Origin of the sequence: Frigidibacter oleivorans (genome assembly GCF_003993775.1) — a bacterium.
In the GTDB taxonomy this organism is placed as follows: domain Bacteria; phylum Pseudomonadota; class Alphaproteobacteria; order Rhodobacterales; family Rhodobacteraceae; genus Frigidibacter; species Frigidibacter oleivorans.
Genome location: NZ_RJRZ01000001.1, coordinates 258,710 through 279,518, shown reverse-complemented (window position 1 = coordinate 279,518; position 20,809 = coordinate 258,710). Strand labels below are relative to the sequence as shown.

The window sequence follows — 20,809 nt, the reverse complement described above, 5'->3', positions numbered from 1 at the left end:
GAGAGGCCGATATGCCGGAGACCATCACCCTGACCTGCCACGCCTGCGGGCAGGTGAACCGCCTGCCCGCGGCGCGCATCGCCGCCGGGCCGGTCTGCGGCACCTGCGGCGCGCGCCTGATCGCGCCGAAACCGGCCGAGATCGACGCGGACACGCTGGCCACCTCCTCGGCCCGCGACGGTCTGCCGCTGCTGGTCGACTTCTGGGCGCCGTGGTGCGGGCCCTGCCGGTCGATGGCGCCGGAATTTGCCCGGGCGGCGCAGGCCCTGACCCCCGGCGTGCGGCTGGCGAAGATCGACACGCAGCAGCATCCCGAGGTGGCGCACCGCTTCGGCATCCGCGGCATCCCGTTGCTGATCCTGTTCGACCGCGGCCGCGAGGTGGCGCGGCTCGCCGGTGCGCGGCCCGCCTCCGACATCGTGGCCTTCGTGCGCCAGCACGCGCAGACGGCGGCCTGACCTGCATCCCGGCCGGCGGGCCCGGCGCCGGGGTGGCCCTGACAGGAAAGCGTCACATGCCCCGGTGGCGCGGCTTGACAATGCCGGGGCGAGGGGGCAGATACACGCCCCGTGGGGGCAGTAGCTCAGTTGGGAGAGCGCGTCGTTCGCAATGACGAGGTCAGGGGTTCGATCCCCCTCTGCTCCACCACCTCCCGCAAGACGCCCGGACGATCCGGCTAGCCGCGATCCCTGAACACCGCGCTCAGCGTGCCGTCGCTTTCGAGGATCAGGCTGGCGACCTGCGACAGCCGGCTGCCGCCCGAGGCGCGGACGGCGCTCATCGCCTCGTCCTCGGTGATGCGTTCGCGTTTCATCGTTTCGCGGCAGAAGGTCCCGTCCCGGACCAGAAGCGCGGGTTCGGCGCGGACGAGTTCCGCGAAGCGCCGCGACCGGACCGAGATGAAGGTCACGACATATTGCATGGCGATCAGCAGGGCGAGCGCGGTCGCGCCCTCGGCCAGCGCGATCGATTCCTGCAGCAGGATCGCCGAGAGCGTGGAGCCGAGCGCCACGGTCACCACCAGATCGAAGGCGTTCAGCTTGGCCAGCGTCCGCTTGCCCGAGATGCGCAGGAACGCGACCAGCGCAATATAGGCCAGCAGCCCGACCGCCAGCGTCCGCACGATCCCTTCCCAGCCCTGGAACAGCATCTGCATCCAATCCATGTCGTCACCTCCGCAGTGCCAACATGGCCGCGGGGGCGGGTGTTCCCTGCAGACCGGGCCTCCGGGGGCATCCGGCGCGCCGCGCCGTGCCGCCGGAATAGCGCAAACGTGATCGGCGGCGGAAATCCCGTGTCATTTTTGCGAGGACGGGCAAGGTTTTGCGCAGCGCAGCACGAGCCCTCTGCACCTGCGAAAAGCCTTGATATATGCAGGGTGCCGGACCATTCGCCGCAAGGCTTGATTCGACCTGCCGGAGACACGATCTGGTCTGCGTCGAGCCAGAAGATGAAGCCGGCTGCGCGTGGATGGCACAGGACATGTCAGGAAGAATGAAGACGATACCCGGCCTGCTTCCGTTTCACCTCAGCCGACGCCAGATGCTGGCGGCCGCGGCGGCGCAGACGGCGCTGCTGACCGCGCCGGCGCTCCGCGCGCAGGAGGCGGCCCCCGTGCCGGCCCCCGCCCCGGCAGAGCCCGCGGCGCCCCCGGCACCGCCGCCGCCGCCGGCCTTCTCCTTCGACATGCTGACCGAGACGATGCGCCAGAAGGCGCTGGCCGAGCCGCAGCCCCCCGCGCCGCTGGAGGGTTTCCTCGCGGAACTGGGCTATGACGACTATCGCAAGATCACCTTCCGCAACGACCGCGCCCGCTGGAACGAACCCGGGCGGCTGTTCCGGATGCAGGCCTTCCACATGGGCTGGCTGTTCAAGGAGCCGGTGCAGGTCTACGAGGTGGTGGACGGCACCGCGCGCGAAATGGTGTTTTCGACCGACGATTTCGAATACCGGCCCGAACTGGCGGAACGCGTCCCGCCGCATTTCGACATGCCGGGTGTCGCGGGTTACAAGCTGCTTTACCCGCTGAACCGGGCCGACCGGCTGGACGAGGTGGTGTCCTTCGTCGGCGCCAGCTATTTCCGCGCGCTCGGCCGCGGCAATGTCTATGGCCTGTCGGCGCGCGGGCTCGCCATCAATACCGGCCTGCCGGGGGGCGAGGAGTTTCCGCGCTTCACCGCCTTCTATATCGAACGGCCCGGCGACGGGTCGCGCCGCGTCGTCGTCCATGCGGCGCTGGAAAGCCCCAGCGTCACCGGCGCCTACCGCTTCGACATCCAGCCGGGCGCCGATACGGTGATGGACGTCACCGCGCGGCTGTTCTTCCGGGCCGAGGTGGCGCAGCTTGGCGTGGCGCCGCTGACCTCGATGTTCCTCTATGCCTCGAACAACCGCGACGATTTCGACGACTACCGCCCCAAGGTGCATGACAGCGACGGGCTGCGCATCGTGCGGCGGGATGGCGAGATCCTGTGGCGGCAGCTGAACAACCCGCCGCGCCTGTCCTCCTCGGTCTTCGCCGAACAGGGGTTCCGCAGCTTCGGCCTCTATCAGCGCGACCGCCGCTTCGACCACTATCAGGATGCCGAGGCGCGGTATGAACAGCGCCCCTCGCTGTCGGTGGAGCCTGTAGGCGACTGGGGCGACGGGTCGGTGCGCCTGGTCGAGATCCCCTCGGACCTGGAGGTCAACGACAATATCGTCGCCTTCTGGACGCCCGCCGCGCCGATCCCCGCGGGGGAGTCGCGCGAATACCGCTATCGCCTGCACTGGGGGGCGCTCGCGCCCGAGGTGAACGGCGAACTCGCCTGGGTTGCGGAAACCCGCGCAGGGCAGGGGGGTGTATCGGGCGGCGAGGCGGAACCGGGTGTGCGGAAGTTCGTTGTGGACTTCGAAGGCGGGGTGCTGGGCACCTTGCCGCCCGATGCCGATATCGCCCCCGTGCTGAATATCGGCGGAGGTGAGGCGCTGGTGACGGCCCTGTCCAAGATCGACGGGACCGACATCTGGCGGCTCGTCGTCGACGTGCGTGGCCGACCCGGCAGCGTGACTGAACTGGTCGCCCATATCGCCGGGTATGACCGCAAGCTGACAGAGAACTGGCTGTATCAATGGGTGCAGGAATGAACATGGATGCCGAGACGCAGCCGTTGGAGGCCGATGACGTCGGCGTGACGCGCGGCGCACTTCCCGTGGCGCCGCTGGGGATGCCCAAGCAGCTGCTGGAACGCCCCGAGGGGCTGAGAACGCGGCTTCTGGCGCTGGTGGGTGCGGGCGTCCGCACCCGCGGCCTCGGGAACTGACCTTGTCCGAGACGCCGGTGCCGGGCGCCGGGACGGACCGCCCCGATGGCCTGTCCGGCAGGCCGGAGGAGGGCCCGTCGTGGACATGGCTGGCCCGCTGCGCCGCGCTGGTCGTGTCGATCGGCATCGCCCTGTCCGCCGGGGCGCTGTTCCTGCAATACGGATCCGGCGACGGGCTGCAGGCGATGGACTGGGCGCGCAGCCTGCTGATCCTGCTGTCCACCTTCTGGCTGGCCTGGGGCGCGTGCGGCGGCATGCTGGGTCTTCTGGCCTGGAGCAACCCGCGCTCCGACGCCGCCGGCGAGGCGCCGATCCACGGCCGCACCGCAATCTTGGTGCCGGTCTATAACGAGGACCCGGTCGCCGTTTTTGCCCGCATCGCCGCGATGGATGCCTCGCTGGCGCAGACCGGCTGGCAGCACCTGTTCCACTTCGCCATCCTGTCCGACACCCGCAAGGACGACATCGCCGCCGAGGAGCGGCGCTGGTATCTGCGGCTGGTGGCCGACCGTCAGGCGGAAAACCGGATCTTCTATCGCCGCCGCGCCGCCAATATCGGCAAGAAGGCCGGCAATATCGAAGATTTCATCGAACGGTCCGGCGCGGCATATGACTTCGCCCTGATCCTCGACGCCGACAGCCTGATGGAAGGCGCCACCATCGTCGAGATGGTGCGCCGGATGGAGGCGGACCCGAAGCTGGGCCTGTTGCAGACCCTGCCGAAGATCATCGGCGCGCGGTCCCGCTTCGGTCGCGCGCTGCAGTTTTCCGCCAATTTCTACTCGCCGGTCTTCGCACGCGGCCTTGCCGCGATGCAGGGCCGCACCGGGCCGTTCTGGGGGCACAACGCGATGGTCCGCGTCGGCGCCTTCGCGCAAAGCTGCGGTCTGCCGGTGCTGTCGGGGAACCCGCCTTTCGGCGGCCATATCCTGAGCCACGACTATGTCGAGGCGGCGCTGCTGGCCCGGGCCGGTTGGACCGTGCGGGTCGATACCGACCTCGAAGGCAGTTTCGAGGAAGGACCCGAGAACATCGTCGACTATGCCAAGCGCGACCGCCGCTGGTGCCAGGGCAACCTGCAGCACAGCCGCCTGCTGATGGCCCCGGGCCTGAAGATGTGGAGCCGCTTCGTCTTCCTGCAGGGCATCCTCGCCTATATCGCGCCGCTGTTCTGGCTGGGCTTCATCTCGGCCTCGATCGCGGCGATCGCGCTGGCGCCGACGCCCGACTATTTCCCCGACCCCTATCAGCAGCTGTTCCCGATCTTCCCGCACAATGACACGGCAAAGGCGGTGGAACTGGCCATCGGCATCTTCGGCCTGCTGCTGCTGCCCAAGCTCCTGATCGTCGGCCATGCCGTCTGGAAGGGCCGGGCGCGCGGCTTCGGCGGCGGCGGCACCGCGCTGCGCTCGACGCTGGTGGAACTGCTATTCTCCAGCCTGATCGCGCCGGTGATGCTGCTGTACCAGACCCGGTCGGTGGCGCAGGTCCTGTTCGGGCTGGACAGTGGCTGGCCCACCAACAACCGGGGCGACGGCACCCTGGGCAGCGCCGAGGCCTGGGCCAACAGCCGCTGGATCGCGCTGACCGGGGCGGCGGGCCTGCTGTTCGTCTGGTGGCTGACGCCGGTGCTGGTGGCCTGGCTGCTGCCGGTGGGTCTGCCGATGCTGTTCGCCCCGCAGATCATCGCCTGGTCGTCGCAGGGCCGCCCCCGCGACCCCGATCCGGCGCGGCTGTTCACGGTGCCCACGGAACTGGCGCCGAGCCCGGTGATCCTCGCATGGCGGCATGTGCTGCAGGGCTGGTCGCAGCCCGCGGGCACCCCTGCGCCCGGACCCGCCGACACCGGCGCCCCCGCGCCGGCCTTCGCCTGAGACGGGTGACGCGAGGCATGCCGGCAGATGCCTGACCTGCCCCCGGTCGCGCCGGGCACCGCCCCCCGCCGCCGGGACACGCGGCTCGACGCGTTGCGCGGCCTCGCGCTGGTGATGATCTTCATCAACCATGTGCCGGGGACGGTGTTCGAACACTGGACCAGCCGCAACTTCGGGTTTTCCGACGCGGCCGAAGGCTTCGTGCTGATGTCGGGTCTGGCGGCGGGCATCGCCTATGCGCCCGGCTTCCGCGCGCCGCCGTTCTGGCCGGCGGTCACCCGCGTCTGGGGCCGGGCCTGGACGCTGATCCTGGCCCATATGACCGTGACGGTGATCGCGCTGGGCCTGTCGGGGCTGGCGGCGCGGTTCCTGAATGCGCCCGAGATGGTCGAGATCAACAACGTCGCACCGATCCTCGCCGATCCGGTGGGCGGGTTCATCGGGCTTGCCACGCTGATGCACCAGCTGGGCTACATGAACATCCTGCCGCTTTACGCGGTGCTGCTGCTGGTCACGCCCGCGCTGCTGCCGCTGGCGATGCGCTGGCCATACCGGCTGATCGCGGGGTCGGCGCTGGTCTGGCTGCTGGCAGGCAGCCTGCGGATCGCGCCGCCGACCTATCCCACGCCATCCATCTGGTTCTTCAACCCGCTGTCCTGGCAGCTGCTGTTCGTGATCGGGCTCTGCTGCGGCGCCGCGATCCGGCAGAAGCGGCGGCTGTTTCCAGCCCGGCCCGGCTGGCTGGCCGCGGCGCTGGCGGTGCTGGCGGCCATCCTGATCTGGACGCAGGCCGACGGGCTGGGCGAGGTGCTGAACCGGGGGATGTTCGCCCTGCGCGACGGGCCGGGGCCGGCCTTCCTGTTCGACTACGACAAGACCTATCTGTCCGGCCCCCGGCTGCTGCACGTGCTGGCGCTGGCCTATGCGCTGGCCTCGCTGGGGGCGGTGCGGCGGCTGTGCGACCATCGCCGCGCCGGCTGGCTGCGGCTGCTGGGGCAGCACGGGCTGACGGTCTTCGCCCTTGGCACGGTGCTGGCCTTCGCGGCGCAGGCGGTGAAGTTCGCGGCGCCCTGGGGCGGGGTGCCGCTCGACGCGGCGCTGCTGGTGGCTGGGCTGGGGATGCAGCTTGCGGTGGCGATGGTGCGGGACCGCGCCGCCGCGCAGCGCCGGCTGGCCCCGGTTGCGCGCCCCGCCGCCGAATTGGATGGTGCAAGCCCGCCGCCCACTCGCTAGGCTGCTGTCGCAGCATGGTGGAACGGGGGGCAGGCGGATGGGCGGCAAGGTCATCGCGGTGGCGCAGCAGAAGGGCGGGTCGGGCAAGACGACGCTGGCCGCCAACCTGGCCGTGGTGTTCGCGGCGCGCGGCGCGCGGGTCGCGCTGCTCGACACCGATCCGCAGGGCAGCCTCGGCCGCTGGTTCATGACCCGGCGCGAGCGGCTGGGGCAGGCGGGGCTGGACTTCACCACCTCCTCGGCCTGGGGCGTGGGCTATGAATGCGAGAAGCTGAAGCGCGAGGCGGATTACGTCATCATCGACACGCCGCCCAAGGTCGACAGCGACCTGCGCCCCGCGCTGCGCGAGGCCGACCTGATCCTGATCCCGGTGGCGTCGAGCCATGTGGACCTGTGGGCGACGGAGGGCGTGCTGGACCTTGCCCGGCGGGTGGGCAAGCGCGCGACGGTGGTCCTGAACCGCACCAAGGCCGGGACGAGGCTGGGCGAGGACGTGGCCCGCGCGGCCGCCGAGCTGGAGGCGGAGCTGGCCGGCGCGCGGCTGGCGAACCGCATCGTCTATGCCGAGACGCTGGGCGAGGGGCTGGGGGTGACCGAAGCCGCCCGCAAGGGCCCCGCCGCGGCCGAGGTCGAAACTCTCGCGGACGAGATCGACCGCATCCTCGGCTAGTTCGCCGGCGCCGCGCCTGCCGTGCCGTCCGCGGCGGCGGTGTCATCGGCGGCCGGGGCGAAGGGCCCGGTCAGTTCCGCGACCTTGGTCCGCTTGTCATAGATGCAACCCTGCGTTTCGGTTGTCGCACTGTCGCCGGACCCCGTCTGCACATGGACCAGCGCCAGCCCGTAACTGGCCGAGCCGAAGGGGTTGACGTCGATCCGGTGCGGGCCGGGTCCGGTCAGGAGCGCCTCGCAGGCGGCGACGACCTCTTGCCGGAACGTCTCCCACGCGGCCTCGCTGGAGGCGCGGGCGGGCAGGGGCGCGGCCAGCGCGGCAGCGAGCAGCAGGGCGGCGAAGGGGGCGGGGTGTCTGGTCATGGCGGTCCTCCTGCCGGGACAACGGCGCGGGCCGGGGGGCGGTTTCCTCAGAACTGCAGCCAGGAGCCGAGCCTCAGCGCGGTTTCGCCACCCTCGCCCAGCGGAGCGGCCAGACCGAGGCTCAGATGCGCCGGCCCGGCGATGCGCCGCACCGCCGTGGCCGAGACGCTGCCGCCGCTGCCCGCGACCGGCGTGGTGGTGCCCGCCGCGGCCCCCTGGCCCGTCTCGAACCCCCGGTCGAGCCGAAGCTGGCCGATCAGCATCGTCCGCGCCGTCACATGCAGGCCCAGCGTCAGGTCCAGTCGCCCGGTCAGCGCCGTGGTCATCTTCAGATCGGGCGTCAGCAGCACCGTCGGCGGCCAGTCCTTGGTGACCTCGACCCCGAGGCGCAGCTGCGGCTCGACCGCGACCCAGCCGGGGCCGAGCGGCGTGCCCAGCGACCGGCCCCAGGCCAGGCCGAGGCTGCCGAAGGCGATGTCGGGGCTGGCGGGGTCGACGCGGCGTTCCAGCCCCGCCCCCATCGTCAGCGACAGCCGGTTCGGACCCGGCCCGGTCAGGATCGCCTGTTGCAGGAACAGGTGCAGCTGGTCGTCGCCGCTGCTGCCGCGCCCGGCATCGAGGCCCAGCGTCAGCCGCGGCGTCAGCCCGTATTCGGCATAGACCGAGGTCCAGCCTGTTCCCGCGCCGCCGCCCTCTTGCGAGAGGGACAGGAACGCCCCGCCCTTGTCGCGCGCCCAGGGGCCGGCCTGGCCGATCCCCGGCAGGGCGCAGAGGGCGGCGGCAAGGCACAGCGCCCGTGCCAAGTCCCGTGCCCCGGTTCGTGCCATGCCATCGCCCCGTCATCGCCCGCATGAGCGGGCACCGGGCGAGGCTCGGCGGGCAGGGTTAACCCGCGGTTAACAGCGGCGGGGCGGGCTCAGCCGCGCCGGCCCTTGCGCTTGACGCCGCCGCGCTGTCCCGGGCGCCCGGCGGTGGACCGGCCCGAGGTCTTGACCGCCGCCTCCGCCGCCTCCTCGACCGCCGACTGGCGGGCCAGCGGATCGTCGGCCACGGCCAGTTCCACCGCCTCCAGCCGCTTCACCTCGTCGCGCAGGCGGGCCGCCTCCTCGAATTCGAGGTTCTCGGCCGCCTTGCGCATCTGCGACCGCAGCGCGTCGAGATGGGCCGACAGATTGGCGCCGACCATCGGTTTCTCGACCTTCGCGGTGACGCGCGACTGGTCGGTATCGCCCTGCCACAGCCCGGCCAGCACATCCTCGACGTTCTTCTTCACCGTCTGCGGGGTGATGCCATGCGCCTCGTTATAGGCCATCTGCTTGGCGCGGCGGCGGTCCGTCTCGCGCATGGCGCGTTCCATGCTGCCGGTGATCCGGTCGGCATACATGATCACCCGCCCTTCCGCATTCCGCGCCGCCCGGCCGATGGTCTGGATCAGCGAGGTTTCCGACCGCAGGAACCCTTCCTTGTCGGCATCGAGGATCGCCACCAGCCCGCATTCCGGGATGTCGAGCCCCTCGCGCAGCAGGTTGATCCCCACCAGAACGTCGAAGGCGCCGAGCCGCAGGTCGCGCAGGATCTCGATCCGTTCGATCGTGTCGATGTCGCTGTGCATATAGCGGACGCGGATGCCCTGTTCGTGCAGGTATTCGGTCAGATCCTCGGCCATGCGCTTGGTCAGCACGGTGACCAGCGTGCGGAAGCCCGCCGCCGCCACCTTGCGGATTTCGTCCAGGAGGTCGTCCACCTGCATCGAGACGGGGCGGATTTCCACCATCGGGTCCAGCAGGCCGGTGGGGCGGATCACCTGTTCGGCGAAGGTGCCGCCGGTCTGTTCCATCTCCCACGCCGCGGGGGTGGCGCTGACGAAGACGGATTGCGGGCGCATCGCGTCCCACTCCTCGAATTTCAGCGGGCGGTTGTCCATGCAGGAGGGCAGGCGGAACCCGTGTTCCGCCAGCGTGAACTTGCGCCGATAGTCGCCCCGGTACATCCCGCCGATCTGCGGCACGGTGACATGGCTTTCATCGGCGAAGACGATGGCGGTGTCGGGGATGAACTCGAACAGGGTGGGGGGCGGCTCGCCGGGGGCGCGGCCGGTCAGATAGCGGGAATAGTTCTCGATCCCGTTGCAGACGCCTGTCGCCTCCAGCATCTCGAGGTCGAAATTCGTGCGCTGTTCCAGCCGCTGCGCCTCCAGCAGCTTGCCCTCCTCGGTCAGCTGCTTCAGCCGCTGCGCCAGTTCCAGCCGGATGCCCTTGGTCGCCTGCTGCAGCGTCGGGCGCGGCGTGACATAGTGGCTGTTGGCATAGATGCGGATCTGCTTGTAGCTGTCGGTCTTCTGGCCGGTCAGCGGGTCGAATTCGGTGATCGCCTCCAGTTCCTCGCCGAAAAAGCTGAACCGCCAGGCCCGGTCCTCGAGGTGCGCGGGCCACAGTTCGACGGAATCGCCCCGCACGCGGAAGCTGCCGCGCACGAAGGCCGCGTCCAGCCGCTTGTACTGCTGCGCCACCAGTTCCTGGATGAAGCGGCGCTGGTCATAGAGCCCGCCCACCTGCAGGTCCTGCGTCATCGCCGAATAGGTCTCGACCGAGCCGATGCCGTAAATGCAGCTGACCGAGGCGACGATGATCACGTCGTCGCGTTCCAGCAGTGCCCGGGTGGCCGAGTGGCGCATCCGGTCGATCTGTTCGTTGATCTGGCTTTCCTTCTCGATATAGGTGTCCGACCGCGGCACATAGGCTTCGGGCTGGTAGTAGTCGTAATAGCTGACGAAATACTCCACGGCGTTGTCGGGGAAGAAGCCCTTGAACTCGCCATACAGCTGCGCCGCCAGCGTCTTGTTGGGGGCGAGGATGATCGCCGGGCGCTGCGTTTCCTCGATGATCTTCGCCATGGTGAAGGTCTTGCCGGTGCCCGTGGCCCCCAGCAGCACCTGGTCCCGCTCGCCCGCCCGCACCCCGCCCGCCAGTTCGGCGATGGCGCGCGGCTGGTCGCCCGCCGGCTGGAAGGCGGTCCTCATCACGAAACGCCGGCCGCCTTCCAGCTTGGGGCGGGTCAGCACCTCGGGGCGGTGCATCGGCAGGTTGGCGTTGTTGTGCGGCATGGGCGACCCTTCTGGCTGGCCCTGATGTCGGCGCGAGGCGCGGCGGATCAAGGGGAGCGGCGGCAGCGGCGGGATGATCCTAGTTTGTTCCCGGTCCGGGGGAAAGGGCGGCCTGCGCCATCCTGCGCCGGCTCCGTTGCGCGCGGCATGCCCCACGTCAGCCCCTTGCGCGGCCGGCGGAATTTCCCGATAACCGGGCCGTCGCAACAGAGGGTCAGCCATGCGCGCGCGCATCTATCAGCCCGCCCGGACCGCCATGCAGTCGGGCACCGCCAAGACCAAGACCTGGTATCTGGAATTCGCCCCCGCCTCGGGCCGCGAGATCGACCCGCTGATGGGCTGGACCAGTTCCGACGATACCCAGGCCCAGGTCCGGCTGAAATTCGAGACCCGCGAGGCGGCCGAGGATTATGCGCGCGAAAAGGGGCTGGAATTCGACGTGCTGGAACCGCACAAGCGCAAGGCGAATGTCCGCCCCCGCGGCTATGGCGAAAATTTCGCCACCGACCGCCGCACCGTCTGGACGCACTGACGCGGCGCCTCCGCCCCGGTTAAAGGCCCGCCGCGCACAGATGCGGCGCGCGGACGCGGGTTGCGGGCCGGGACGGCGGCGGCCAAATTCCTGGGCAAGGAACGGGCATCGCGCCCGTCACAGCTACAGGAGCGGCAGATGAAGACACTCGGTTTCCTGTCCTTCGGGCATTGGTCGCCCGAACGCGACTCGCAGGTGCGCAGCGCCTCGGACGTCCTGCTGCAGTCGATCGAGCTTGCCGTGGCGGCCGAGGAACTGGGGCTCGACGGCGCCTATTTCCGCGTCCACCATTTCGCCCGGCAGCTTGCCTCGCCCTTCCCGCTGCTGGCGGCGGTCGGCGCGCGCACCTCGCGCATCGAGATCGGCACCGGCGTCATCGACATGCGCTATGAAAACCCGCTCTACATGGTCGAGGATGCGGGCGCCGCCGACCTGATTTCCGACGGTCGGCTGCAGCTCGGCATCAGCCGCGGCTCGCCGGAACAGGTGATCGACGGCTGGCGGCATTTCGGCTATCGCCCCGACGAGGGGGAAAGCGCGGCCGACATGGCGCGGCGGCACACGGAAGTGTTCCTCGACCAGATCGAGGGGCGCGGCTTTGCCCAGCCGAACCCGCGGCCGATGTTCCCGAACCCGCCGGGCCTGTTGCGGCTGGAACCGCAATCGCCGGGCCTGCGCGACCGCATCTGGTGGGGCGCCGGGTCCAACGCCACCGCCGTCTGGGCGGCGACGCTGGGGATGAACCTGCAAAGCTCGACCCTGAAGGATGACGAGACGGGCGAGCCCTTCCACATCCAGCAGGCCAAGCAGATCCGCGCCTATCGCGACGCCTGGGCCGAGGCCGGGCACAAGCGGACGCCGCGGGTATCGGTCAGCCGGTCGATCTTTGCGCTGATGGACGACCGGGACCGGATGTATTTCGGCCGCGGCAAGGAAACCGATCAGGTGGGCGTGATCGACCGCACGCGGGCGATCTTCGGGCGCGGCTATGCCGACGAGCCCGACCGGCTGGTCGAGGAGCTGAAGCGCGACGAGGCCATCGCCGAGGCGGACACGCTGCTGCTGACGGTGCCGAACATGCTGGGCGTCGACTACAACGCCCATGTCATCGAAAGCATCCTGACCCATGTCGCGCCCGCGATGGGCTGGCGCTGAGCTCAGAGGTCGAGCCCGAGGTCCAGCACCGGCGCCGAGTGCGTCAGCGCCCCGACCGAGATGAAGTCGACGCCGGTCGCCGCCACCTCGGCGATCCGGTCGAGGCTCATGGTGCCCGAGGCTTCGGTGACGAGCCGTCCGTCCACGCGGGCGACGGCGGTCGCCAGATCGGCGGTGGTCATGTTGTCCAGCAGCACGACATCGGCCCCGCCGGTCGCCAGCACCTCGTCGAGCTGGTCCAGCCGGTCCACCTCGATCTCGATCCGCATCATGTGCGACCGGGCGCGGGCGGCGGCGGTCAGCGCCGCGGCGACCCCGCCGGCGGCGGCGATGTGGTTGTCCTTGATCAGGATCGCGTCCGACAGGCCGAAGCGGTGGCTCGACCCGCCGCCATGCACCACCGCCGCCTTTTCGAGGATGCGCAGCCCCGGCGTCGTCTTGCGGGTGCAGGTGACGCGGGCGCGGGTCCCGGCGGTGCGCGCGGCGAAGGCGGCGGTAAGGGTGGCGATGCCCGACAGCCGCCCCGCGAAGTTCAGCGCCACCCGTTCCCCCGACAGCACCGACAGTGCCTCGCCCGCGATCCGCATCAGCGGCTGGCCCGGTTCGACCGCGTCGCCGTCCTGCGCCAGCGGCTCGATCCGCAGCGCCGGGTCCACCAGCCGGAAGGCCAGCGTCGCCACCTGCAGGCCCGAAACATGGCCGGCCCGGCGGGCGTTCAGCCCCGCCTCGATCCGCCGGCCGGGCGGGATGCAGGCGCGGCTGGTCACATCGCCCCAGGGACCCAGATCCTCGGCCAGCGCGGCGCGGATGACGGGTTCGATCAGCAGGTCGGGCAGGGTCAGGGCGGTCATGCGGCGGGCTCCGGTTCGGGGGCGCGTTCCGGGTCGGGAACGGGGCGGCCATCGCGGATCGCCCGCGCCTCGGCCCAAGTGATCCGGCTCGACCGGGCCAGATCGGCGCGCGGCTCGGGAAAGTCGCTGCGCATATGCGCCCCGCGCGATTCCTCGCGCCGCAGCGCCGCGGCGGCGATCAGCGTCGCGGCGGCGGTCATCGCCTGGAAGGCGGGCTGGCCGTGCTGCGCCTCGAGCGCCGCGATCCGCGCCAGCGTCCGGCGCAGGCCCGAGGCATCGCGGACCACGCCCGCGCCCTCGGTCATCGCGCGGCGCAGCTCGGCCACGGCGGGGGCGGGCAGGCCGGGGCCGGGCGTCAGGGCTACCGCGACCTCGGCACCATCTTCGGCCGGGATCGTCGCGGCGATATCCGCGGCCGCCCGGCGGGCGAAGACCAGCGCCTCCAGCAGCCCGTTCGAGGCCAGCCGGTTCGCTCCGTGCAGCCCGGTGCAGGCGGCCTCGCCCGCGACCCACAGCCCGGGCAGCGAACTGCGCGCCCGGCCATCCACCGCCACGCCGCCCATGTGGTAATGCGCGGCGGCGGCCACCGGGATCGGCTCGCGGTCCGGGTCGATCCCGGCGGCGCGGCAGGCGGCATGGACGGCGGGGAACTGCCGGGCGAGGTCGGGAATGAAGCGGCAGTCGAGTGCCGGGGCCAGCCCCGCCTGCGCGGCGGCATAGACGGCGCGGGCCACCACATCGCGCGGGGCCAGTTCCATCGCCGGGTGCAGCCCGGCCATGAACCGCCGCCCCTCGCGGTCCACGAGCCGCGCGCCTTCGCCGCGCAGCGCCTCGGTGGCGAGCGGGGCCGGATCGGCGCCGGTGGCGATGGCGGTCGGGTGGAACTGCACGAATTCGGCATCCGCCACCACCGCCCCCGCCAGCGCGGCGAGGCCGAGCGCCTGCCCCCGGATGCGCGGCGGATTGGTGGTGACGGCGTAGAGCGCCGCGGCCCCCCCGGCCGCCAGCAGAACCGCCGGCGCCCGCAGCCGCAGCGCCGGGCCGCCGCCGGCATGGGTCAGCCGCAGCCCGGTGACGCGGCCGTCCTCGACTTCCAGCGCCTCGGCCATGGCGCGGTCCAGCACCTGGACCGACGGCGTGGCACGGATGCGGGCGATCAGGCTGCGCATGATCTCGCGCCCTGCCTGGTCGCCCTGCACGCGCACGATGCGGGCGGCGGAATGGGCGGCCTCGCGCGACAGCAGGAACTGCCCCCCGGCATCGCGGTCGAAGGCCGTGCCCGCCTCGGCCAGCCGCAGGATATGGGCGGGCGCCTCGGCGGCGACGAAAGCGGCGACGGCGGCATCGACGGTGCCCGCGCCGGCCGCCACGGTATCGGCCGCATGGGCGGCGGGACTGTCGCCCCGGCCCATCGCCGCCGCCACGCCGCCCTGCGCCCAGGCCGATGATGCGCCTTCCCCCAGCGGTTCGGGCGAGATCACCAGCACCGGGCGCGGCGCCAGCGTCAGCGCCGCCGACAGTGCGGCGAGGCCCGCGCCCAGGATGACGATGCGGCCGGTCTCGACCTCCTGCACCTCGCTCAGCCCCCTGCGAGTTGCCGCGACAGGTCGATCATCCGCTGCACCGCGCGGCGGGCGGGGACGGCCACGGCCGGGTCCACCTCGACCTGGCCGGTCATGCTGTGCAGCGACCACAGCACCTTTTCCAGCGTGATCTTCTTCATGTAGGGGCAGGCATTGCAGGGGCGGACGAAATCCACCTCGGGCAGGGCGTCGGCGATATTGGCGGCCATCGAGCATTCGGTGACCAGCATCGCCTTGGCCGGCCGGTGCCGTGTGACCCAGTCGATGATGCCGCTGGTTGAGCCGGTATAGTCCGCCTCGGCCACCACCTCGGGCGGGCATTCGGGATGGGCGATGATCGCCACGCCCGGTTCATGGCGGCGATAGTCGCGCAGATCCTCGGGCGTATAGCGTTCGTGGACGATGCAGCTGCCCTCCCACCAGACCACACGCTTCGTGGACTGCGCGGCGACGTTCTTCGCCAGATACTGGTCGGGGGTCATGATCACGGTGTCGCTGTCCATCGCCTCGACGATCTGCAGCGCGTTGGAGGAGGTGCAGCAGATGTCGGAGGCCGCCTTCACCGCCGCCGTTGTGTTGACATAGCTGACCACCGGCGCGCCGGGGAAGCGGGCGCGCATCTCGGCGATCCCGGCGGGCGTGATCGATTCGGCAAGGCTGCAGCCCGCCTCCAAGTCGGGCATCAGCACCGTCTTGGCGGGGTTCAGGATCTTCGACGTCTCGGCCATGAAATGCACGCCGCATTGCACGATCACCTCGGCCTCGACCTCGGTGGCGCGGATCGCCAGTTGCAGGCTGTCGCCCACCACATCGGCGATGCCGTGATAGATCTCGGGCGTCATGTAGTTATGCGCCAGCACCACGGCATTCCGCTCCCGCTTCAGCCGCTCGATGGCGATCACATAGGGCGCATAGACCGCCCAGTCGGGGAAGGGCATCACCCGCGCCATCCGGGCATGGATGTGGCGCGTGGCCTCTGCCGCCGCGAGCGAAGGGGACAGGTCGTACTGCGCGGCCAGTTCGGCACGGATCGGCGACAGGTCGAGCATGGGGGCCTCCTCTGCTCCGGACCCGGATCGCATAGCGAAAGCGGGGGGGCGGGGCAAGCATGACAAGCCTGTGACAGCCTTGCCGTTTTTTGACCGGATGGTGCGAAATCCGGGGGCGGGCCCGCCGCGGGACCCCGGACGGGATTGACGGTGCGGCGGCGCCGGACCATCACCATGCGATCAAACGGAGGGATGCAGGATGGCCGCGACGGAGGGCAGGGTGACGATCGGACGCGAAAGCCCGCTCGGCCCGGATCTGGCCGGGCTGATGCAGCGGCACAGTGCCGCGATGCATGCCGACACGCCGCCCGAAAGCATCCACATGATGGATGCGGGCCAGCTCGCCGCGCCGGAGATCGATTTCTTCGTGATGCGGCAAGAGGGGCGGCCGGTGGGCATGGGCGCGCTGAAGCGGATCGAGCCGGGGCATGCCGAGATCAAGTCGATGCATGTGCTGGCCGAGTTGCGGGGGCAGGGTCTGGCCCGGCGCCTGCTGCAGCACCTGCTGGCCGAGGCGAGGGTCGCGGGCCTGACGCGGGTCAGCCTGGAGACCGGCAGCCAGCCCAGCTTCGCCGCGGCGCAGGGGCTGTACCGGGCCGCGGGCTTCGCCGACTGCCCGCCCTTCACCGGCTATGGCCCCGACCCGAACAGCCTGTTCATGACGCTGGACCTGTCCGCCGCCCCGTGATCCTCCCAGTCGCGTGATCCCTACGCCCCGTGATCCCCGCCGCCCCTTGATCCGCCGCGCCCGATGCCGCAGAAGGGCGGACATGGCCCCGTAGCTCAACTGGATAGAGCACGGACCTTCTAAGTCTGGGGTTGGGGGTTCGATTCCTCCCGGGGTCGCCATGCCGTCCGCAAGTCAAGGCGGGCCCGCGCACCGATGCCTAGTCGGGCAGGCATGTCGTCAGGGTCGCGCAGCCCTCATGAAGGCTTCCCAGGATCGCCCGGAAGTGCTGCTCGGTGTTGCGGCTGGGTGGAGCGGTCACGGCCAGGGCCCCGAGAAACCTGCCGTTCCGGCCCAGGACCGGACAGGCGAGCCCGAAGATCTGCTCGTCCTCGAAATGGTCCACGGTGGCATATCCCTGGTCCCGGACCTGACCTGCCCTTTGCCGGGCCAGCTCAAGATCGCGTCCGGCAATGCCGGTTCTGGCAAGGGCGTCGGCCACGATGCGAGGGTCGGCGAAGGCGAGGAACACCTGGCCGGCCGCGGTGGTGCACAGGGGCAGGGCGTCGACCCCCACCATGGTGATCCGGTTGACCCTGCGGCTTTCGACCGAGGCAACGACCGCCATGGCACTGCCGTTGAACCGGCTGAAATGGCAGGTCTCGCCCGTCTGCTCCTGCATCTCTTCCAGCACCGGCTCCACCACCGACACCAGCGGCACGGTCGCCTCGCGGACGCGTGCCAGCTCGAGCACGGCGGGCCCGAGCCGATAGGTCTTGCGCGCCGGAACCCATTCGACCAGCCCCGACTCACACAGCGTCGTCAGCAGGCGATAGACCGTGGCCTTGCTTTCGCCGGCCAGACGGCTCCCTTCGCTGAGACCGATTTCGGGGGTCTCCGCCGAAAAGATTCGCAGGAGCGCGATGGCGCGCTGAAGCACTAATGCCATGTTTTCACGCCCGTTTCCATCGCGTGGCGATCAGGTGGTGACGGTGTTGACCCAAAGCTCCATCTCGCGCATCATTTATGAACCACTGGTTCACTCAATGAACCACAAGAAACAGGGAGATGCAAATGTCAAGTTTCACGCGCCGTGTGCTGGGCGGCCTGACGGCGGCAGCCGTCCTCGGCAGCGCCTTCGGCGCCTCGGCCCAGGAGACGCCGGTCCGGATCGCCTACATCTTGGCGGATTCGATGCTTCCGGCGCTTTATGCCCAGGATGAAGGTTACTTCACCGAAGCCGGGCTGGCCGCCGACCTGATCGCGGTGCAGAGCGGCCCGGCCACCGTTGCGGCCGTGGTTTCGGGCGAGGCCGACGTGGGCTATGCCGCGCCGATACCGCCGATCAACGGCCGGCTGAACGGTGTGCCGGTGAAGATGTTCCTGCAGCTTGGACAGGAGGTTGCGCCGGACAAGACCTATGTCTGGATCGTCGCCTCCCGGGCCTCGGGTATCACCGACATGGCGGGAACCGAGGGCAAGAAGATCGGCTTCAACGCCAACGGCGGCCTGTGCGAGCTGATGTGGCGCGATCACCTGACCGCGGCAGGCCTGTCGATCGACGATGTCCAGCCGGTTGTCCTGCCCTTCCCCGAACAGGAAGCGGCGCTGCAGCAGGGGAACATCGACGCCACCTGCACCGTCAATCCGTTCTACGCCTCGATGACCTCAAACGCGGAGCTCGGCGCCGTCATGCTGGCCACGGGCACGCTGGTCGACCTGTCGCAGCCCCTGATGAGCGACGCCTTCTTTGCGAGCGACGGCTGGCTCGCGGCCAACGGCGAGACGGCCGTCAAGCTGGCGCAGGTGATGGACAGGGCGCGGAAAGAGCTTCTGGCCGATCGGGCCACGCTGGAGGCGACGGCTGTCAAATACATGGAGCTGACGCCGGAGGCGGCGAAATCGTTCAACCTGCCCATCGTGAACGACAGCATGACTATGACCGCCGATGATGTGCAGCGCATTCTGGATGCGATGATCAAGACCGGCATGACCACCGGCCCGCTGAACGGGGCCGAATTCGTGGCCGAGGTCGAATATTGATCCCGGGCGGCGGGCCCGCGCGGCGGGCCTCCCTTCCATCCTGCGAGGGCTCCACATGACGTCGATCCTGACGGCGGATGCTGTTGGCAAAGCCTACGGCACCGGTTCCAATCGCCTGCCGATCATCAAAGGTCTGACCCTGTCGGTCGAACCCGGCGAGTTCGTCTCGCTGGTCGGTCCCTCCGGCTGCGGCAAGACCACGCTGCTGATGTGCCTGGCCGGCCTTCTTGCCCCGAGCGAGGGGGAGGTGCGCTTCAAGGGCCAGCGCGTCACCGATCCGCCCATCGGCCTGTCGGTGGTGTTCCAGGACTATTCCCGCAGCCTGCTTCCCTGGAAGACGAACCTCGACAACATCCTGTTCGGGATGCGCCGGGTGACCGGCATGGACAAGGCCGCAAAGCGTGACCGGGCGATGGAGATCCTGTCAGCCGTGGGCCTGACCGGGTTCGACGGCCACTACCCCTGGCAGGTCTCCGGCGGGATGCAGCAGCGCGTTGCAATTGCCCGCGGCATCGCCGCGCAGTCCGAGCTTCTGCTTCTGGACGAACCGCTGGCCGCCGTGGACGCCCAGACCCGCGCCGACATGCAGGACCTGCTTCTCGACCTTGCGGCCAGGTTCAACCAGACCTGCCTGCTGGTCACCCATGATGTCGAGGAAGCCGTCTACATGGCCGACCGGGTCCTGGTCCTCGGCCCGCGTCCGACCCATGTCGTGCGCGAGATCGAGGTTGATCTTCCGAAACCGCGCGACCAGCTGGCCACGCGCGAACATCCGGCCTTCCTCCACGCCCGGCACGAGGTTCTGGCGCTGATCCGCAGCATGCGACAGCGGACGGTTGCGGCATGAACGCGGCGCTTCAGTTTGCCGAACGGTTCCGTGTGCCGTTGTGCCTGCTGCTGGTCTTCGGAATCTGGCAAGCGGTGCATCTGGCCGGCGTGGTGCCGGAGAAGTTCTTTCCCTCGATGCCCGAAATCGTGGGCGCCTTCTGGCGGATGCTGTCGGACGGCACCGTGATCACGGCCTGGGTCACCACCTTCCTGCGGGCGCTGATCGGCCTGATCGCGGCGGCCTCGCTGGGGATTGCGCTGGCCATCCTGTCCGACCTGTCGCCGGTCCTGTCGCGCGGGATCCGGTATGTCTCGGACATCCTGCAGCCGATCCCGCCTGCGGCCTTCGTGCCGATGGCGGTCTTCATGCTGGGACTGGGAACGAAGCTTTACGCCTTCGTCATCATCCTTGTCACCGTGTGGCCACCCTACCTGAACGGCGTTACCGCGCTGCAGGCTGTCAGTCCGGTGCAGGTCAATACGGGGCGGATGTTCGGCCTCAGCCGCAGCCAGATCCTGTGGCAGGTGCGCCTGCCCGCGGCCTTGCCGGAGATCTTCACCGGCATCCGCTATGCCGCCACCATCTCCCTGATCGCCGTCATCGTGTCCGAGATGCTGGCCGGCCGCGATGGTATCGGCTTCATGATCTACAAGAAAGTCTACGCCATGCGCTCTTCCGACGTGTTCGCGCTGATGTTCCTCGTGGCCTGCAGCGGTGTCCTGCTCAACGGACTTGTGGCGCTTCTGCGCCGGGCGCTCACCGGCTGGCATATGCGGATGATGGAGCGCCCGGAGTGACCCGCGACCGCCGCATTGCCCTTTGGGGCCTTTCCGTGCCACTCGGCCTCCTCGTGCTCTGGCAGGTGCTGGCCCTGACCCAGTCAACGCCCCTGTTCCCCGGCCCCGTGAAGGTGGGGGTGGCGATCTGGTCGAACGCGCCGGTGATCCTGTCGGAGCTGGGCATCACGCTTCTGCGCGCCGCCGCAGGGTTTGCGCTGGCCTGCGTCACGATGATCCCGCTGGGCATCTTCCTGGGCCGGGTCCGCATCCTGGGCGTCATCCTGTCGCCGCTGATGGACATGCTCGCCACCCTGCCGCCGCCCGCGATCATTCCGCTGGTGATGCTGTTCGCGGGCACCGGCGACTGGGCCAAGATCGTGATCATCACCTATGCCGCCGCCGTGCCCCTGGTGATGAACAGCTACGAAGCCTCGCTCTCCATCCACCCCATGCTCAGCCGCGTCGCCCGCTCGCTGAACCTGTCGCGGATCGAGACGATGCGACTGATCGACTGGCCCTCGTCCCTGCCGATGATCGTCACCGGGGCGCGACTGGCCATTGCGTCCAGCCTGCTCGTCTCGGTGACCTCGGAGATGCTCCTGTCGACCAACGGCATCGGCACCTACCTGCAGCGCAGCCAGGAAACGTTCCGGGTGGATGCGGGCCTCGCCGGGATCGCCTTCATCTCGCTGGCGGGACTCATCGTGAATGCCGGGATGGCCCGGCTCGAACGCCGCTGGCTGTTCTGGCACTACCGCGACAAGACCGGAGACTGAC

At 69.8% G+C, this 20,809-nt stretch carries 21 protein-coding genes and 2 tRNA genes; 15 read left to right on the top strand and 8 right to left on the bottom strand.

What is annotated here, in order from left to right:
- Positions 1 to 11: 11 nt before the first annotated feature.
- Both EEY80_RS01470 and EEY80_RS01465 read left to right on the top strand, forming a co-directional pair.
- Positions 12 to 458 (top strand): thioredoxin family protein, encoded by a 447-nt coding sequence (locus tag EEY80_RS01470; RefSeq protein WP_126974779.1) that lies wholly within the window; start codon positions 12 to 14, stop codon positions 456 to 458.
- Positions 459 to 572: 114 nt separating this feature from the next.
- A tRNA-Ala gene (locus tag EEY80_RS01465) sits at positions 573 to 648 on the top strand.
- 28 nt (positions 649 to 676) lie between these two features.
- On the opposite strand, the gene EEY80_RS01460 is transcribed toward EEY80_RS01465, so the two are convergent.
- Positions 677 to 1,165 (bottom strand): DUF421 domain-containing protein, encoded by a 489-nt coding sequence (locus EEY80_RS01460; RefSeq protein WP_126974778.1) that lies wholly within the window; start codon positions 1,163 to 1,165, stop codon positions 677 to 679.
- Between the two features lie 329 nt (positions 1,166 to 1,494).
- Here EEY80_RS01460 and EEY80_RS01455 point away from each other — a divergent pair, with 329 nt between their 5' ends.
- The 5 genes from EEY80_RS01455 (at position 1,495) to parA (ending at position 7,079) form a co-directional block, all read left to right on the top strand.
- Positions 1,495 to 3,126, top strand: a complete 1,632-nt coding sequence (locus EEY80_RS01455) for a glucan biosynthesis protein (RefSeq protein ID WP_126974777.1) — start codon at positions 1,495 to 1,497, stop codon at positions 3,124 to 3,126.
- 2 nt (positions 3,127 to 3,128) lie between these two features.
- The gene (locus tag EEY80_RS19950; protein WP_164738100.1) at positions 3,129 to 3,302 is read left to right on the top strand and encodes a hypothetical protein; all 174 of its coding nucleotides are present in this window, start codon (positions 3,129 to 3,131) and stop codon (positions 3,300 to 3,302) included.
- Between the two features lie 113 nt (positions 3,303 to 3,415).
- Entirely contained in the window at positions 3,416 to 5,176 is a 1,761-nt protein-coding gene (gene mdoH / locus EEY80_RS01450; protein WP_407920709.1) for a glucans biosynthesis glucosyltransferase MdoH, read from the top strand.
- A 27-nt stretch (positions 5,177 to 5,203) separates the two neighbouring features.
- A complete protein-coding gene (locus tag EEY80_RS01445) occupies positions 5,204 to 6,409 on the top strand; it encodes an OpgC family protein (RefSeq protein ID WP_126974776.1) in 1,206 nt (401 codons plus the stop codon).
- A gap of 37 nt (positions 6,410 to 6,446) precedes the next feature.
- Positions 6,447 to 7,079: a ParA family partition ATPase gene (gene parA, locus EEY80_RS01440; protein ID WP_126974775.1), complete on the top strand. Its 633-nt coding sequence runs from the start codon at positions 6,447 to 6,449 to the stop codon at positions 7,077 to 7,079.
- Here parA and EEY80_RS01435 read toward each other — a convergent pair.
- The 3 genes from EEY80_RS01435 to uvrB all read right to left on the bottom strand — a co-directional run bounded on the left by EEY80_RS01435 (position 7,076) and on the right by uvrB (position 10,544).
- Complete coding sequence (locus EEY80_RS01435; RefSeq protein ID WP_126974774.1) at positions 7,076 to 7,441, bottom strand: hypothetical protein; 366 nt, start codon at positions 7,439 to 7,441, stop codon at positions 7,076 to 7,078. The two genes, parA and EEY80_RS01435, sit on opposite strands and share 4 nt — an antisense overlap.
- 47 nt (positions 7,442 to 7,488) lie before the next feature.
- On the bottom strand, positions 7,489 to 8,268 hold the full coding sequence (locus EEY80_RS01430; protein WP_126974773.1) for a hypothetical protein: 780 nt from the start codon (positions 8,266 to 8,268) through the stop codon (positions 7,489 to 7,491).
- A gap of 89 nt (positions 8,269 to 8,357) precedes the next feature.
- On the bottom strand, positions 8,358 to 10,544 hold the full coding sequence (gene uvrB, locus EEY80_RS01425) for an excinuclease ABC subunit UvrB (RefSeq protein WP_126974772.1): 2,187 nt from the start codon (positions 10,542 to 10,544) through the stop codon (positions 8,358 to 8,360).
- Positions 10,545 to 10,764: 220 nt separating this feature from the next.
- Between uvrB and EEY80_RS01420 the strand changes: the two genes are divergently transcribed.
- Both EEY80_RS01420 and EEY80_RS01415 read left to right on the top strand, forming a co-directional pair.
- A complete protein-coding gene (locus EEY80_RS01420) occupies positions 10,765 to 11,076 on the top strand; it encodes an ETC complex I subunit (protein WP_126974771.1) in 312 nt (103 codons plus the stop codon).
- Positions 11,077 to 11,214: 138 nt separating this feature from the next.
- Entirely contained in the window at positions 11,215 to 12,231 is a 1,017-nt protein-coding gene (locus tag EEY80_RS01415; protein ID WP_126974770.1) for an LLM class flavin-dependent oxidoreductase, read from the top strand.
- Between the two features lie 2 nt (positions 12,232 to 12,233).
- On the opposite strand, the gene nadC is transcribed toward EEY80_RS01415, so the two are convergent.
- From nadC to nadA, 3 genes are read right to left on the bottom strand one after another with little or no spacing between them, the layout of a single operon-like run.
- Entirely contained in the window at positions 12,234 to 13,082 is an 849-nt protein-coding gene (nadC, locus tag EEY80_RS01410; RefSeq protein ID WP_126974769.1) for a carboxylating nicotinate-nucleotide diphosphorylase, read from the bottom strand.
- Positions 13,079 to 14,656, bottom strand: a complete 1,578-nt coding sequence (locus tag EEY80_RS01405) for an L-aspartate oxidase (protein ID WP_126974768.1) — start codon at positions 14,654 to 14,656, stop codon at positions 13,079 to 13,081. The genes nadC and EEY80_RS01405 overlap by 4 nt, the downstream gene beginning before the upstream one ends.
- Before the next feature lie 5 nt (positions 14,657 to 14,661).
- Complete coding sequence (gene nadA, locus EEY80_RS01400) at positions 14,662 to 15,714, bottom strand: quinolinate synthase NadA (RefSeq protein ID WP_126974767.1); 1,053 nt, start codon at positions 15,712 to 15,714, stop codon at positions 14,662 to 14,664.
- A gap of 199 nt (positions 15,715 to 15,913) precedes the next feature.
- On the opposite strand from nadA, the gene EEY80_RS01395 reads away from it, so the two are divergent.
- Both EEY80_RS01395 and EEY80_RS01390 read left to right on the top strand, forming a co-directional pair.
- Complete coding sequence (locus tag EEY80_RS01395) at positions 15,914 to 16,402, top strand: GNAT family N-acetyltransferase (RefSeq protein ID WP_126974766.1); 489 nt, start codon at positions 15,914 to 15,916, stop codon at positions 16,400 to 16,402.
- Between the two features lie 84 nt (positions 16,403 to 16,486).
- A tRNA-Arg gene (locus EEY80_RS01390) sits at positions 16,487 to 16,563 on the top strand.
- Positions 16,564 to 16,601: 38 nt separating this feature from the next.
- On the opposite strand, the gene EEY80_RS01385 is transcribed toward EEY80_RS01390, so the two are convergent.
- Entirely contained in the window at positions 16,602 to 17,330 is a 729-nt protein-coding gene (locus EEY80_RS01385) for an IclR family transcriptional regulator (RefSeq protein WP_126974765.1), read from the bottom strand.
- A gap of 125 nt (positions 17,331 to 17,455) precedes the next feature.
- On the opposite strand from EEY80_RS01385, the gene EEY80_RS01380 reads away from it, so the two are divergent.
- Genes EEY80_RS01380 through EEY80_RS01365 form a run of 4 tightly spaced genes read left to right on the top strand, consistent with a single transcriptional unit; the run spans position 17,456 to position 20,808 of the window.
- Positions 17,456 to 18,424 carry an ABC transporter substrate-binding protein gene (locus EEY80_RS01380; protein ID WP_164738099.1) on the top strand — a complete coding sequence of 323 codons (969 nt, stop codon included), beginning with the start codon at positions 17,456 to 17,458 and terminating at the stop codon, positions 18,422 to 18,424.
- Between the two features lie 55 nt (positions 18,425 to 18,479).
- Complete coding sequence (locus tag EEY80_RS01375; protein ID WP_126974763.1) at positions 18,480 to 19,271, top strand: ABC transporter ATP-binding protein; 792 nt, start codon at positions 18,480 to 18,482, stop codon at positions 19,269 to 19,271.
- Positions 19,268 to 20,050 (top strand): ABC transporter permease, encoded by a 783-nt coding sequence (locus tag EEY80_RS01370; RefSeq protein WP_126974762.1) that lies wholly within the window; start codon positions 19,268 to 19,270, stop codon positions 20,048 to 20,050. The genes EEY80_RS01375 and EEY80_RS01370 overlap by 4 nt, the downstream gene beginning before the upstream one ends.
- A gap of 35 nt (positions 20,051 to 20,085) precedes the next feature.
- Positions 20,086 to 20,808, top strand: coding sequence for an ABC transporter permease (locus EEY80_RS01365; RefSeq protein WP_126974761.1), 723 nt, complete (start codon positions 20,086 to 20,088; stop codon positions 20,806 to 20,808).
- Position 20,809 lies beyond the last annotated feature (1 nt).

What these genes read in the sequence shown, in the direction of transcription:
- EEY80_RS01375 (WP_126974763.1), top strand. Translation starts at nt 18,480, where the DNA reads ATGACGTCGATCCTGACGGCGGATGCTGTTGGCAAAGCCTACGGCACC.
- EEY80_RS01445 (WP_126974776.1), top strand. Translation starts at nt 5,204, where the DNA reads ATGCCTGACCTGCCCCCGGTCGCGCCGGGCACCGCCCCCCGCCGCCGG.
- EEY80_RS01380 (WP_164738099.1), top strand. Translation starts at nt 17,456, where the DNA reads ATGTCAAGTTTCACGCGCCGTGTGCTGGGCGGCCTGACGGCGGCAGCC.
- nadC (WP_126974769.1), bottom strand. Translation starts at nt 13,082, where the DNA reads ATGACCGCCCTGACCCTGCCCGACCTGCTGATCGAACCCGTCATCCGC.
- nadA (WP_126974767.1), bottom strand. Translation starts at nt 15,714, where the DNA reads ATGCTCGACCTGTCGCCGATCCGTGCCGAACTGGCCGCGCAGTACGAC.
- EEY80_RS01460 (WP_126974778.1), bottom strand. Translation starts at nt 1,165, where the DNA reads ATGGATTGGATGCAGATGCTGTTCCAGGGCTGGGAAGGGATCGTGCGG.
- EEY80_RS01370 (WP_126974762.1), top strand. Translation starts at nt 19,268, where the DNA reads ATGAACGCGGCGCTTCAGTTTGCCGAACGGTTCCGTGTGCCGTTGTGC.
- uvrB (WP_126974772.1), bottom strand. Translation starts at nt 10,544, where the DNA reads ATGCCGCACAACAACGCCAACCTGCCGATGCACCGCCCCGAGGTGCTG.
- EEY80_RS01415 (WP_126974770.1), top strand. Translation starts at nt 11,215, where the DNA reads ATGAAGACACTCGGTTTCCTGTCCTTCGGGCATTGGTCGCCCGAACGC.
- EEY80_RS01435 (WP_126974774.1), bottom strand. Translation starts at nt 7,441, where the DNA reads ATGACCAGACACCCCGCCCCCTTCGCCGCCCTGCTGCTCGCTGCCGCG.
- EEY80_RS01385 (WP_126974765.1), bottom strand. Translation starts at nt 17,330, where the DNA reads ATGGCATTAGTGCTTCAGCGCGCCATCGCGCTCCTGCGAATCTTTTCG.
- EEY80_RS19950 (WP_164738100.1), top strand. Translation starts at nt 3,129, where the DNA reads ATGGATGCCGAGACGCAGCCGTTGGAGGCCGATGACGTCGGCGTGACG.
- EEY80_RS01420 (WP_126974771.1), top strand. Translation starts at nt 10,765, where the DNA reads ATGCGCGCGCGCATCTATCAGCCCGCCCGGACCGCCATGCAGTCGGGC.
- parA (WP_126974775.1), top strand. Translation starts at nt 6,447, where the DNA reads ATGGGCGGCAAGGTCATCGCGGTGGCGCAGCAGAAGGGCGGGTCGGGC.
- EEY80_RS01455 (WP_126974777.1), top strand. Translation starts at nt 1,495, where the DNA reads ATGAAGACGATACCCGGCCTGCTTCCGTTTCACCTCAGCCGACGCCAG.
- EEY80_RS01470 (WP_126974779.1), top strand. Translation starts at nt 12, where the DNA reads ATGCCGGAGACCATCACCCTGACCTGCCACGCCTGCGGGCAGGTGAAC.
- EEY80_RS01430 (WP_126974773.1), bottom strand. Translation starts at nt 8,268, where the DNA reads ATGGCACGAACCGGGGCACGGGACTTGGCACGGGCGCTGTGCCTTGCC.
- EEY80_RS01395 (WP_126974766.1), top strand. Translation starts at nt 15,914, where the DNA reads ATGGCCGCGACGGAGGGCAGGGTGACGATCGGACGCGAAAGCCCGCTC.